At 73.3% G+C, this 13,340-nt stretch carries 10 protein-coding genes; 1 reads left to right on the top strand and 9 read right to left on the bottom strand.

Translation table 11 applies throughout. The features are described 5' to 3' along the window. Positions 1-38: 38 nt before the first annotated feature. From galT to rsmI, 9 genes are all read right to left on the bottom strand, one after another. Complete coding sequence (galT, locus tag CK485_RS02485; protein WP_109446314.1) at positions 39-1,163, bottom strand: galactose-1-phosphate uridylyltransferase; 1,125 nt, start codon at positions 1,161-1,163, stop codon at positions 39-41. A gap of 687 nt (positions 1,164-1,850) precedes the next feature. Further along, positions 1,851-2,549, bottom strand: a complete 699-nt coding sequence (locus CK485_RS02480; protein ID WP_109446312.1) for a LuxR C-terminal-related transcriptional regulator — start codon at positions 2,547-2,549, stop codon at positions 1,851-1,853. A 348-nt stretch (positions 2,550-2,897) separates the two neighbouring features. Further along, the gene (locus tag CK485_RS30005) at positions 2,898-4,844 is read right to left on the bottom strand and encodes a PQQ-binding-like beta-propeller repeat protein (protein ID WP_275124585.1); all 1,947 of its coding nucleotides are present in this window, start codon (positions 4,842-4,844) and stop codon (positions 2,898-2,900) included. A gap of 200 nt (positions 4,845-5,044) precedes the next feature. Further along, positions 5,045-6,847, bottom strand: coding sequence for an ABC-F family ATP-binding cassette domain-containing protein (locus CK485_RS02470; RefSeq protein ID WP_109446310.1), 1,803 nt, complete (start codon positions 6,845-6,847; stop codon positions 5,045-5,047). A gap of 147 nt (positions 6,848-6,994) precedes the next feature. Next, a complete protein-coding gene (locus CK485_RS02465) occupies positions 6,995-7,921 on the bottom strand; it encodes a 4-(cytidine 5'-diphospho)-2-C-methyl-D-erythritol kinase (RefSeq protein WP_109446308.1) in 927 nt (308 codons plus the stop codon). A gap of 58 nt (positions 7,922-7,979) precedes the next feature. Beyond that, on the bottom strand, positions 7,980-8,870 hold the full coding sequence (rsmA, locus tag CK485_RS02460; RefSeq protein WP_109446306.1) for a 16S rRNA (adenine(1518)-N(6)/adenine(1519)-N(6))-dimethyltransferase RsmA: 891 nt from the start codon (positions 8,868-8,870) through the stop codon (positions 7,980-7,982). Positions 8,871-8,901: 31 nt separating this feature from the next. After that, the gene (locus tag CK485_RS02455; protein WP_109446304.1) at positions 8,902-9,792 is read right to left on the bottom strand and encodes a TatD family hydrolase; all 891 of its coding nucleotides are present in this window, start codon (positions 9,790-9,792) and stop codon (positions 8,902-8,904) included. A gap of 53 nt (positions 9,793-9,845) precedes the next feature. After that, the gene (locus CK485_RS02450) at positions 9,846-10,340 is read right to left on the bottom strand and encodes a hypothetical protein (RefSeq protein WP_109446302.1); all 495 of its coding nucleotides are present in this window, start codon (positions 10,338-10,340) and stop codon (positions 9,846-9,848) included. 304 nt (positions 10,341-10,644) lie between these two features. Continuing rightward, entirely contained in the window at positions 10,645-11,487 is an 843-nt protein-coding gene (gene rsmI / locus CK485_RS02445) for a 16S rRNA (cytidine(1402)-2'-O)-methyltransferase (RefSeq protein ID WP_109446301.1), read from the bottom strand. A 70-nt stretch (positions 11,488-11,557) separates the two neighbouring features. On the opposite strand from rsmI, the gene CK485_RS02440 reads away from it, so the two are divergent. Continuing rightward, on the top strand, positions 11,558-13,339 hold the full coding sequence (locus tag CK485_RS02440; RefSeq protein ID WP_109446299.1) for a phospholipid carrier-dependent glycosyltransferase: 1,782 nt from the start codon (positions 11,558-11,560) through the stop codon (positions 13,337-13,339). The last annotated feature ends 1 nt before the right edge of the window (position 13,340 follow it).

The following is a 13,340-nucleotide window of genomic DNA, read 5'->3' as shown; positions in this document are numbered from 1 at the left end:
GCCTGCGGCTGCCCCGTGCCGCAACCTAGCCGTCGTCGCTATCGGTGCGCTGTGGGGCGGAAGCCGGGGGTGGCGACCTCGCGCAGCCGGGCGGCGGCGGTCTCGGGCGGCACGTCGTTGACGAAGACGTTCATGCCGGATTCCGAACCGGCGAGGAACTTCAGCTTGCCTCGGGAGCGGCGGACGGTGAACAGCTCCAGGTGCAGCCCGAAGTCGCGGCGGTCGGGGTGGCGCGTCGGGGCCTGGTGCCAGGCGGAGATGTACGGCGTGGGCGGTTCGCCGGGGCCGAAGAGGCGGTCGAAGCGGCGCAGCAGTTCGAGGTAGACGTGCGGGAACTCGTCGCGGGCGGCGTCGTCGAGCGCCGGCAGGTCGGGGACGCGGCGGTTGGGGTAGAGGTGGACCTCGTACGGCCAGTGGGCGGCGTGCGGGACGAAGGCGGTCCAGTGCCTGCCCTCGATGACCAGCCGGGCGGCGTCGGCGCGTTCGGCGGCGAGGACGTCGTCGAAGAGATTGCGGCCTTCCGTCTCGTCGCGGTGGGCGGCGAGTTCGCGCAGGGTGCTCTCGGTGCGCGGGGTGACGAAGGGGTAGGCGTAGATCTGGCCGTGGGAGTGGCTGAGGGTGACGCCGATCTCGCGGCCGCGGTTCTCGAAGCAGAAGACCTGTTCCACGCCCGGGAGTTGGGAGAGTTCCGCGGTGCGGTCGGTCCAGACCTCCAGGACGAGCGCGGCCTGTTCCGGGGTGAGGTCGGCGAACGAGGCGTCGTGGTCGGAGGTGAAGCAGACCACCTCGCAGCGCCCGGCGCCGGGGCGGCGTGCGAACAGCCCCTGCGCGTCCTCGGCGGCCTGCGGTCCCGGGGCGCCGATGAGTGAGGGGAAGCGGTTCTCGAAGACGACGACGTCGTAGTCGGCGGCGGGGATCTCGCTGAGCCGGCCGTCACGCGAGGGGCACAGCGGGCACTCGTCGGCGGGCGGATGGTAGGTGCGGCCCTGCCGGTGCGAGGCGATGGCGACCCAGTCGCCGCGCAGGGGGTCGCGGCGGATCTCGGAGGCGGTCCTGGTGGCGTCGAGCGGGCGCTGGTCGACGGCGTCGCGAACCGCGTCGTCGCGGGAGTCGTAGTGGACCAGTTCCCGGCCGTCGGCGAGCCGGGTCGTCGTCTTCTTCACCCAGGAGGCTCCTCACAGCGTTCAGCCCCAAACATAACCGAACACAATGAACCACAAGCCAACAGTGGCGTCAATGCCCGCGATCACGCGCGCGGCTGGGCGCCGCGCGCGTGGGGTGCAGGGCCGAGCGGGATGGGGGCGGGATGGGGCGGGGGTCTGCGGCGCAATCCAACAAATAGCATCAGGAATCGTGCGGATAGCGGAGGTGAGGGGGGAGGGCGTGCCGCCCTCGTTCCGGAAGACGGCACGCTGGACGACCGCGTTCGCCACGGCTGCTGCCGGGGGCGCGCCGCCCCGCCCCGCCCCCGGAAGACGACACGCTGGATCATCGCGTTCGCCGAGGCTGCCGGGGCCGACCGCCGTCGCCCCGCCCCGCAATGCGGCACGCTGGACGACCGCGTTCGCCACGGCTGCTGCCGGGGGCGCGCCGCCCCGCCCCGCCAGGGAAGACGACACGCTGGATCATCGCGTCCGCCACGCCTGCTGCGGGGCGGCTCGCCGCTCCCCCGGAAGACGGCACGCTCGACGATCGCCTTCGCCACAACAAATGCCAGGGGCGCGCCGCCCCGCCCCGGAGGACGGCGCGCTGCGCGGCCGCGTCAGGCGGCACGCCCTGGTGGCTTACCGGAAAGCCCTGTTCGCCGGGGCGCCACGGATGGCGGCGCGCCGGGCAGCGCCGCCCGCGCGCTACTCCCCCCTGCGCACGCCCGACGGGATGCCCTCTGCCGCTGCCCGGTCCAGCAGGCCCGTTCGGGCGGCCAGCGCGGCGGCCTCCAGGCGGGAGCCGACGCCGAGCTTCATCAGGACGCGCTGGACGTGGGTGCGGGCGGTGCTCGGGGCGATGCGCATCCCGGCCGCGATCAGCCGGGTGTCCTCGCCCTCGGCGACCCGTACCAGCACCTCCAGCTCGCGCGGCGTGAGCATCTGCAACAGCCTGCTGCCCTCGTCGTCCGGTTCGGCCGCCGGGTGCAGCAGTTCCGCGAACGCGCCCTGCAACAGCGGCGGTGCGACCGCGACCTCGCCCGCCCGGGCCTTGGCCATCGCCCGCTCGACGCCCTCGATGCGCTCGTCGTGCCGTACGTAGCCGGACGCCCCGGCCGCGAACGCCGCCGCTATGCCGCGCGGGTTGGGCACGGGTCCGAGCACCACGACGGCGACCCCGGGCCGTTCGCGCTTGATGCGGGCCACCGGGTCGAAGGCGCCCGGCTCGGCCGGGGAGGCGGTGCCCAGCAGGCACACCTCGGGGGCGCGGGCGATCACCAGGTCGGCCGCTCCGGCGCTCGGCGCGCCCGCCGCCAGCACCCGGTGCCCGCGCAGTTTCAGCGCCGAGGCCAGCGCCTCCGCGAGCAGTCTGTGGTCGTCGACCACCACGAGCCGTACGCCCATCCGCTCAGTCCCCCATTCCCCCCTCAGCGGTGTGACCCTCGGCCTCACCTGGTCCACGCGTGCCCCTCTCCCGACGTAGCGCGGCTCACCCGGCGTCCCGCCGCGGCCCCACCCCTCGGGGACCCGGGTCCAGTCCCGGAAGCTACACGCTTGTTCGACGTCCTGCCCCCCTTACCGGGAAGAAGCGTGCCCCAATACCGAAAATCCCTACCTTCCCGGCGAGTTCAGGCCGCAATCCGTCCGGATCCGTCCGAGTGGCGACCGGTGTACGGCGACGGCCGCCCGGTTCCGCCCGCGCGGGGCGGGGTGGCCGGGCGGCCGTCGTGGGACCGCGGTGCGCGGGGTCGCTCAGCGCAGGCCCGCCATCAGGTACTTGTAGTCGCCGTTGTCGGTGACCTCGGTGAGCGAGAGCACGAACGTGTTGTCGTACCAGCCCTCGTCCAGATCGTTGATGCCCGGCATGTACGCGTCGTACTCCTGCTCGCGGGTGTCGTCGGAGAACTTCAGGTACGGGCTGATCGCGCCGGTCGACGGGTCGAGCGTGACGATCGCGCCGCCGTGCTCGTAGGCGACCTCCTGGTACGCGACGACCGCGTGCCCCTGCGTCCCCACCACGTCCAGCGGCGTACCGGAGTTCTTCGACAGCCACTTGGGGTTGCCGGTGGTCAGGTCGAAGGCGGCGACCTGGTTGGTCTCGCCGCCCGCGGCCGAGCCGCTGCTCTGGACGCCGGTGGCCATGTAGAGGGTGGTGCCGTCGACCGCGACGTTCCGGCACGGGGTCATGTTGTTCGACGGGCACTGGATGGCGTACTTGCTCTGCCCGTCGCCGCCCTTGCCCAGCGAGATCTTGCCCTGAAGACGGCCGCCGTCGACGTCCCACACGTCGGTGATCAGGTCGTTGCCCGCGCTGATGCCGACGACGACCGGGTTGACGGAGATGACGTTGGTGACCGACGTGCCGGCCGGGGCGTCCCAGGTCCAGGTGGGCTTGCCGGTGGCCGGGTTGATCAGCGACACGTGGAACGGCGGGTCGCTGTCGAGGCCGCACTTGTAGACCTCGACCATCCGCGCGCCCCCGGCGAACCCGGCGTCGCTGCAGTTGTCGCCCGCGTTGGAGTGCCACAGCGGCTTGGCGGTGGAGACCTGGAAGGAGACCGTGTTGGAGTCCCAGGTCACCGCGAGGGTGTCACCGCTGATCGCCATGTCGGTGTACATGAACTCGTACTTGCCGGACTCGCCCGCGGAACCGGAGGAGGAGGTCAACGGCTTGTGCCAGGTCATCTTGCCCGCGGACGTGTCGATGACCATGACGTTCTCGCAGTCGGTGCCGTACTGCACCGCGATCCGGTGGCTGACCAGGTCGCTCGCCGAGGCGCAGGTGTCGCCCTCCGGGGACGGCACGCTCCAGCGCTGCTGCCCCGAGGTGAGGTCGTACGCGGTCACCGCGGTCGTCGACTGCTTGATGACGTCGCCGCCGTCGAACCACTGCCCGGCGGTCGGCGCGACCAACTGGGCCTTGGACACCTCGGGCGCGGCGACCGTCCAGGCCACCTTGCCCTCGGAGTTGTGCGGCTTGTCGTCCTGCGTGGTGCCGGAGGCGGAGACGTCGGGGTGCGGCTTGGAGCCGCCGCCGGAGGTCAGCGCGTACGCGCCGCCGCCGATCACGAGGACGCCGGCCACGATCGCCGCGATCAGCCCGTAGAGCCTGCCGCCGGACAGCCTCTTGCCGCCACCGGGCTGCGGCGGCTGGGGCTGCTGCGGATAGCCGTAGCCGTACGGGCTCTGCCCGCCGCCGCCCCAGCCGCCCTGCTGCATCGGCTGGGTCGCGGGCTGCTGCGGGTATCCGTAGCCCGGCTGCTGGGCGGCGTACGGGTTCTGGCCGTACGGCGCGGGCTGACCGTAACCGCCGCTCTGCTCGTACGGGTTGGGCGCGCCCGGGGGCTGCTGCGGGTAGCCGTAACCGGGCTGCGGGGCTTGCTGGGGGTAGCCGTAGCCCGGCTGCGGGGCCTGCGCGGGCGGGCCGAACGGGCTCTGCGGCGCGCCTCCGGGCGGGGGCGGCGGGGGCGGCGGGCCCTGCGGGGCCGCGGACGGGGGTGGGTTGCCGTGGGCGAGCTGGGTCGGCATCTCGTGCCGTGCGGCGGGCGGTTGCCCGGGACCGGCGGGCTGCCGCTGCTCGGGCCCCGCCGACGGCGGCTGCTGTTCGGAGCCGGCGGAGGGCCGCTCGGGGGCCGGCTGCTGCGGGTCGGCCGCTTCGCCCGGGCCGTCCGGTGGCTGCGGCGGCGGTGGTTGCGACATCTGCGATCCCCCGTGTGATCCTCGAATTTCCGTGGCGGCGCCGGGAACCTCCGGCGCCAAACGGAACTCTTTGTATCACCGCCCCGGCACGGCGAATGGGGCCGGTCCGCCCCGGTCCGGGGGTGAGACCGGCCCGCTACCCGACCGTTACGCGAGCGCTACCGCCGTCCGCGCGCCGGGGCGGCGCGCGCGACCGCGGGTCAGTCCTCGGCCAGTTCCAGCCACCGCGTCTCCAGGTCCTCGCGCTCGTCGCGCAGCGTGCGCAGTTCGGCGTCGAGCTTGGCCACCGCCTCGAAGTCGGTGGGATTGTCGGCGATACGGGCGTGCAGCTTCGCCTCCTTCTCGCCGATGCGGTCCAACTGCCGCTCGATGCGCTGGAGTTCCTTCTGCGCGGCGCGCTGGTCGGCCGCCGACGACCTGGGCCGCTCGGCCGCCGCGGCCACCGCCTGCGGCTTGGGCGCGGCCTCGATCGCGGCCCGGCGGCGCTCCAGGTACTCGTCCACGCCGCGCGGCAGCATCCGCAGGGTCTGGTCGCCGAGGAGGGCGAAGACGCGGTCGGTGGTGCGCTCGATGAAGTAGCGGTCGTGGCTGATGACGACCATCGAGCCGGGCCAGCCGTCGAGCAGGTCCTCCAGCTGGGTCAGGGTCTCGATGTCGAGGTCGTTGGTGGGCTCGTCGAGGAAGAGCACGTTGGGTTCGTCCATCAGCAGCCGCAGGATCTGCAGCCGCCTGCGCTCACCGCCGGACAGGTCGCCGACCGGCGTCCACTGCTTCTCCTTGCCGAAGCCGAACCGCTCGCACAGCTGCGAGGCGGTCATCTCGCGGCCCTTGCCCAGGTCGACGCGCTGCCGTACGCGTTCCACCGACTCCAGCACCCGCCAGTCGGGGTCGAGTTCCGCGACCTCCTGGGAGAGGTAGGCGAGCTTGACGGTCTTGCCGACGACGACGCGGCCGGCCTGCGGCTGCTGTTCGCCGCCGGTGCGGGCGGCGTCGGCGAGCGCGCGCAGCAGCGAGGTCTTGCCCGCGCCGTTGACGCCGAGCACGCCGACGCGCTCGCCGGGGCCGAGCTGCCAGGTCAGGTGGCGCAGCAGCACCTTGGGCCCGGCGGTGATCGTCACGTCCTCCAGGTCGAAGACGGTCCTGCCCAGGCGGGAATTGGCGAACTTCATCAGCTCGGCGGTGTCGCGCGGCGGCGGCACGTCGGCGATCAGCTCGTTGGCGGCCTCGATGCGGAAGCGGGGCTTGGAGGTGCGGGCCGGGGCGCCGCGGCGCAGCCAGGCGAGTTCCTTGCGGGCGAGGTTCTGCCGCTTGGTCTCCTCGGTGGCGGCGCGGCGTTCGCGTTCGGCCCGGGCGAAGACGTAGTCGGAGTAGCCGCCCTCGTACTCGTAGACCTCGGCGCGCTGCACGTCCCACATGCGGGTGCAGACCTGGTCGAGGAACCAGCGGTCGTGGGTGACGCAGACCAGCGCCGAGCGCCGGGCCTTCAGGTGGGCGGCGAGCCAGGCGATGCCCTCGACGTCGAGGTGGTTGGTGGGCTCGTCCAGGACCAGCAGGTCCTGTTCGGCGATGAGCAGCTTGGCCAGCGCGATGCGGCGCCGCTCCCCACCGGACAGCGGGCCGATGACGGTGTCCAGGCCCTGGCCGAAGCCGGGCAGGTCCAGCCCGCCGAACAGGCCGGTCAGCACGTCGCGGACCTTGGCGTCGCCCGCCCACTCGTGGTCGGCGCGGTCGCCGACGACCTCGTGCCGGATGGTGGCGGCCGGGTCGAGGGAGTCGCCTTGCGTCAGCACGCCGTAGCGCAGGTCGCCGACGTGGGTGACGCGGCCGGTGTCCGGGGCCTCCAGCTTGGCCAGGACGCGGATCAGGGTGGTCTTGCCGTCGCCGTTGCGGCCGACGACACCGATGCGGTCGCCTTCCGAGACACCGAGGGAGACGCCGTCGAGCAGGGTACGGGTGCCGTAGACCTTGCCGATGGACTCGGCGTTGACGAGGTTGACGGCCATTTCACTCCATGATCGACGTAATGGTCCCCGTGCCGATCGTCGTGCTGATCGTCGTGCTGATCGACATGCCGATCGACGTGGCAGGCGGCGCGGGTCGGGGCGAACTCCCAGCGTAGTCGCCGCGCGGCGGGCCCCGGTCCGCGGCCGCTAGCGCAGCACCGTCGCTCCCGGCACCGGGCCGGAGGTCACCCGCACCGCGCGGCAGGTGGCGGACCGCAGCAGGGCCTCGGCGACGCCCTCGGCGGCCTCGGGGTCCTTGGCGAGGAACGCGCAGGTGGGCCCGGAGCCGGAGACCAGGGCGGCCAGCGCGCCGCCCTCGGTCCCGGCCCGCAGGGTGTCCGCCAGCGAGGGCCGCAGCGAGAGGGCGGCGGGCTGGAGGTCGTTGGCGAGGGCGGCGGCGAGGGCGCCGGGGTCTCCTGTGGCCAGCGCGCGCAGCAGGCCGCCGGAGGGCTCCGGCTCGGGGACGTCGGCCGCCGAGGAGCCGGTGCCCGCGGCCTCCCGCAACCGGTCGCACTCGCGGTAGACGGCCGGGGTGGACAGTCCGCCGTCGGCTACGGCGAAGACCCAGTGGAAGACGCCGCCGGTCTCCAGCGGTTCCAGCAGCTCGCCCCTCCCGCGGCCGAGTGCGGCGCCCCCGACCAGGCTGAACGGCACGTCGCTGCCCAACTCGGCGCAGATCGCGAGCAGTTCGTCGCGCGTCGTGCCGGTGTCCCACAGCGTCTCGCACGCCAGCAGCGCCCCCGCGCCGTCCGCGCTGCCGCCCGCCATGCCGCCGGCGACGGGGATGTCCTTGGCGATGTGCAGGTGGACGTGGGGGGCGACGCCGTGCCGTGCGGCCAGCGCCAGCGCGGCGCGGGCGGCGAGGTTGCTCTCGTCCAGCGGCACCTGGTGGGCGTCGGGGCCGGAGACGGTGATGCGCAGTCGGTCGGACGGGGTCGCGGTGATCTCGTCGTACAGTCCGACGGCGAGGAACACGTTGGCCAGGTCGTGGAACCCGTCCGGGCGCAGTCCGCCCACGGCGAGCTGCACGTTGACCTTGGCGGGCACGCGGACGGTGACGGGGGCGGCGGTCACGGCGGGGTGGCTCCTCGGACGGTACGGGGGTCTGGCCGCCGGGGCGGCGGGCTGAGGCTCAGCGGGCCGGGCGGTTCTCTGCGATGCGGGCGAACTCGGTGACGGTCAGCGCCTCCCCCCGGGCCTGCGGCGAGACACCCGCCGCGACCAGGGCGGTCTCCGCTGCCGCCGCCGACCCGGCCCACCCGGCCAGCGCGGCCCGCAGCGTCTTGCGGCGCTGGGCGAAGGCGGCGTCGACGACCGCGAAGACCTCCTCGCGGCTCGCGGTGGTGTTCGGCGGCTCGGCGCGGCGCACCAGGGAGACCAGGCCCGAGTCGACGTTGGGCGCGGGCCAGAAGACGTTGCGGCCGATCGCGCCCGCCCGCTTGACCTGCGCGTACCAGGCGGCCTTGACCGACGGGACGCCGTAGACCTTGGAGCCGGGCGCCGCCGCCAGCCGGTCGGCGACCTCCGACTGCACCATCACCAGGGTGCGTTCGATGCTGGGGAACGTCGCCAGCATGTGCAGCAGCACCGGCACGGCGACGTTGTACGGGAGGTTGGCGACCATCGCGGTGGGCGCCGGGCCCGGCAGCTCGGTGACCTTCATCGCGTCGGAGTGCACCAGCGAGAACCGGTCGGCGCGCTCGGGCATCCTGGCCCGCACGGTGGTGGGCAGCGCACCGGCGAGGACCGGGTCGATCTCCACCGCGACCATCCGGTCGGCGGTCTCCAGCAGCGCCAGCGTCAGCGACCCCAGCCCCGGCCCGACCTCCACCACCACGTCGTCGGGCCGCACCTCGGCGGTGCGCACGATCCGCCGCACGGTGTTGGCGTCGATCACGAAGTTCTGGCCGAGCTGCTTGGTCGGGCGCACGCCGAGCGCCGCCGCGAGTTCGCGGATGTCGGCGGGGCCCAGGAGCGGCCCCGAGTCGGTGGCGCCGGATGCGGTGGAGGAGGTGCTGCTCACGCGCTCAAGCCTACGTGCCGCCCGGCGCGCCTCAGTACCCGAAGACGCGAGCGGTGTTGGCCGCGACCGCCGCCGCGAGCGTGTCCTCGTCCACGCCCTTGACCTGCGCCATCGCCCGCAGCGTGAGCGGGATCAGGTACGGCGCGTTCGGCCGGCCCCGGTACGGCGCGGGCGTCAGGAACGGCGCGTCGGTCTCCACCAGCAGCAACTCGGCCGGTGCGACGGCGAGGGCGTCCCGCAGCGGCTGGGCGTTCTTGAACGTGACGTTGCCCGCGAACGACATGTGGTAGCCGGCGTCCGCGCACACCTTGGCCATCGCCGCGTCCCCCGAGTAGCAGTGGAAGACCACGGTGCGCGGCGCGCCCTCCTCGGCCAGCACCCGCAGCACGTCGTCGTGCGCGTCGCGGTCGTGGATGACCAGCGCCTTGTCGTACCGCTTGGCGATCTCGATGTGCCGGCGGAAGGAGTACGTCTGCGCCTCGACGCCTTCCTCACCGGTGCGGAAGTAGTCGAGCCCGGTCTCGCCCACGCCCCTGACCTGGGGCAACGCGGCGAGCGCGGCGATCTGTTCCAGCGCGGCGTCCAGCGCCGCCATCCCCCCGGCCTGCCGCGCGTCCTGCCGCGACCAGCCGTCAGGGTCTCCGTGCACGACTCTCGGAGCCTCGTTGGGGTGCAGGGCGACGGCGGCGTGCACGTTCTCGTACTGTTCCGCGGTCTCGGCGGCCCAGCGCGATCCGGCGAGGTCGCAGCCCACCTGCACGACCGTCGTCACTCCGACGGAGGCTGCCTTGGCCAGCGCCTCGTCGACCGTTCCGGACTGCATGTCGAGGTGGGTGTGCGAGTCCGCCACCGGCACGGCCAACGGCTCGGGGAGCGGTGGTGCCGCGTTCTTGTCGGGTGCCGGGGATCGAGTTGCCGCCATGGTCGGCCAGTCTACGAAGCCGCGGCCGACGCCGTTCGGGGCGGGCGCCCGCGTCAGGCGGCGCGGTGGTGCTCGTGGCCCTCGCGGTGCCTGAGGTGGAGGAAGGCGAGCAGGTCGGCGAGCCAGTGGTGCTCGCGCCCGGCCTTCGGTTCCTTCGCCGCCTTCGGCCGGGTGCCGTCATCGTCGTCATCGTCGCGGTCGGCCATGAGGATGGGCACGGCGGCCGAGCTGTGGCCGCGCGGCGGGTGCGGGGAGTGGGCGAGGTGCTCCCACCGGGCGCTGGAGACGCGGCCGGAACGCATGATCCGTACGAGGTGGCCACCGCAGTTGGTGCAGCTCGGCCGGGTCAGCGGCGAGGGGACGCGCTTGTGCCCGGCGGTGTAGTAGACGACGGAGAGGTGGCCGTGCTCATCGGTGTGGTGCGCTATGTCGTACGACTCCTCCCAGCCGGCTCCGCAGTTCATGCAGGCGAACGAGTACGCCTCGTGGACGGTCGCGTCGTGGGGGCCGGTGGTGGACTGGTACGGGGTGCCGACGGTCTCGCTCATCGCAGCTCCTGGTGCCCTCCGGACGGGTGTCCGGAGCGGGACTTCCCACCTACAGCGAACGCCTCATTCCGGCGCGACGCAGCAGGGGCGGTCTCGTCTTGAGCCAGATTTGGGGGTTTTGTGGTCTGGGTCTTTATTTCTCCCCGAACTTCCACCGTATGCCTTTACCGGGCTTTGCGGAACGGGGGTCAACGCAGGTCAGGGAGGCGGGGGCGTTCTTGTACGGGGGCCTGGTTCGCGGAGTGTCACGTCTGCGCCGCTGCGCGGCACTCCGCAAACACGACCCGGAACCCCCACCCGCCGTTCAGGCCCGCTTCGCCGCCACCACCGCGTCGAAGACCCGCCGCTTCGGCACCCCCGCCTCGCCCGCCACGCTCGCGATCGCCGCCTTGCGGGGCTCGCCCGCGGACTCCCTGGCGGCGACCCTGCGGGCCAGCTCCGCGTCGTCCAGTTCCTCCGGCGATGGCTCGCCCGCTCCCTCGACGACCACCGTGATCTCGCCGCGCACGCCGTCGCGCGACCACTCCGCCAGGTCGCCGAGCGCGCCGCGTCTGACCTCCTCGTACGTCTTGGTCAGCTCCCGGCACACCGCCGCCCTGCGGTCAGGGCCGAAGACCTCGGCCATCGCGGCGAGCGCCTCGGCGATGCGGTGGGTGGACTCGAAGTAGACGAGGGTGCGGCGGTCGGCGGCGACCTCGCGCAGCCGGGAGAGCCGTTCGCCCTGCTTGCGCGGCAGGAAGCCCTCGAAGCAGAAGCGGTCCACCGGCAGCCCGGACAGCGCCAGCGCGGTCAGCACCGCCGACGGACCGGGCACAGCGGTGACCGTGATGTCGCGCTCCACGCAGGCGGCCACCAGCCGGTAGCCCGGGTCGGACACCGACGGCATGCCCGCGTCGGTGACCAGCAGCACCCGCGCGCCGCCCGCCAGCGCCTCGACCAGTTCCGGGGTGCGGGCGCTCTCGTTGCCCTCGAAGTACGACACGATCCGGCCGGCGGGCGTCACCTCCAGCGTCGCCGCGAGCCGCCGCAGCCGGCGGGTGTCCTCGGCGGCGACGATGTCGGCCGCCGCCAGTTCGGTGGACAGGCGGGGCGGGGCGTCGGCGGGGTCGCCGATGGGCGTTCCGGCCAGTACGAGTACTCCAGTCACCCGCCCAGTCTCCCCGACCCGGGACGTCCGTCCGGACCAGGCCCGGACAAATGGGTGCCGTCCCCTGAAAATGCCCTGTGAAGCCGACGCACCACAGTCGTCCGAGCGGGCCCTTCCTTACGATGGCCCGGTGACGAGTGAGACCGCGACCGACGCCGCGCACGGTTCGACCGCCTCCGGCGCGCCGGATGAGGTGGCGCCGCGGACGGCCTGGGGGCGGCGGCTGAGCCGCTTCGGGTACGTCGAGCGGCCGCACGCCTCGACCCGTGAGCGTCTGGTGGCGCCGTTCCCGGAGCCCGGCACGAGGCCGTGGCGCACGCTGGGCCTCGGCCCGGCCGCGGCCGCCCGGCTGGCCCGCTGGTCAGGCTGGGGCGGCCCGCTGCTCGTCGCGCTGCTCGCCGGGGGGCTGCGCTTCTGGCGCCTGGGCAGCCCGCGCGCGGTGATATTCGACGAGACCTACTACGCCAAGGACGCCTGGGCGCTGTGGCACCTGGGCTACGAGGGCACCTGGCCGGACAACGCCAACTCCCTGATCCTCCAGCACCCGCAGAAGATCCCGCTCAGCGCGGACCCGTCGTACGTGGTGCATCCGCCGATGGGCAAGTGGGTGATCGGGTTCGGCGAGTGGCTGTTCGGGCTCAACCCGTTCGGCTGGCGGTTCATGACCGCGCTGCTCGGCACGCTGGCGGTGCTGATGCTCTGCCGGATCGGGCGGCGGCTGCTGCGCTCGACCGCGCTGGGGTGCCTGGCCGGCGGGCTGATGGCGGTGGACGGCCTGGAGTTCGTGATGAGCCGCACCTCGCTGCTGGACCTCATCGTGATGTTCTGGGTGCTGGCCGCGTTCGGCGCGCTCCTGATCGACCGGGACAAGGCGCGCGCCCGGCTGGCCGCCGCGCTGCCCGGCGACGGGAGCCGGCCCGACGCCCTGACCGGGGCGGCGGTGAAGCTGGGCCTGCGGCCGTGGCGGCTGGCGGCCGGTGTGCTGCTGGGCCTGGCCTGCGCCACGAAGTGGAACGGCTTCCCGTACGTGGCCGCGTTCGGGGTGATGGCGGTGCTGTGGGACGCCGCCGCGCGCCGGGTGGCCGGTGCGCCGCGCCCGTACCGGGCGATGCTGCGCCGCGACGCGCTGCCGGCGTTTCTCTCGATCGTGCCGGTGGCGGTGGTGACCTACCTGGTCTCGTGGACGGGCTGGTTCGTGACCGGCAACGGCTACTTCCGGCACTGGGCGGACGGCCGGGGCGGCACCTGGTCGTGGATCCCGGCGCCGCTGCGCAGCCTGTGGCACTACGAGTACCAGGTCTACCAGTTCAACATCCACCTCACCCAGCCGCACACCTACCAGTCCAACCCGTGGAGCTGGCTCGTGCTGGGGCGGCCCGTGTCGTACTTCTACGAGTCGCCGAAGTACGGCCAGGACGGCTGCACGGCGGTGGGCGGCTGTTCGCGCGAGGTGCTGGCGCTGGGCACGCCGCTGCTGTGGTGGGCGGCGTGCTTCGCGCTGCTGTACCTGCTCTACCGCTGGGCGTTCCGCCGCGACTGGCGCTCCGGCGCGATCCTGTGCGGGGTGGCGGCGGGCTACCTTCCGTGGTTCAACTACCAGCAGCGCACGATCTTCCTGTTCTACGCGGTGGTCTTCGTGCCGTTCCTGTGCCTGGCGGTGGCCCAGATGCTGGGCGCGGCCCTCGGCCCCTCAGGCGCGACGGAACGCCGCAGAATGTGGGGCGCGGTGGGCGCCGGCACGCTGGTGCTGCTGATCGTCTGGAACTTCGTCTACTTCTTCCCGATCTACACCGGCATGACGATCCCGTACCACGACTGGCTGAACCGGATGTGGCTGGAGACCTGGATCTAGG

This window comes from Streptomyces sp. ICBB 8177, from assembly GCF_003144095.1.
Classification (GTDB): Bacteria; Actinomycetota; Actinomycetes; order Streptomycetales; family Streptomycetaceae; genus Streptantibioticus_D.
This window is presented reverse-complemented; position numbering and strand designations above follow the sequence as displayed.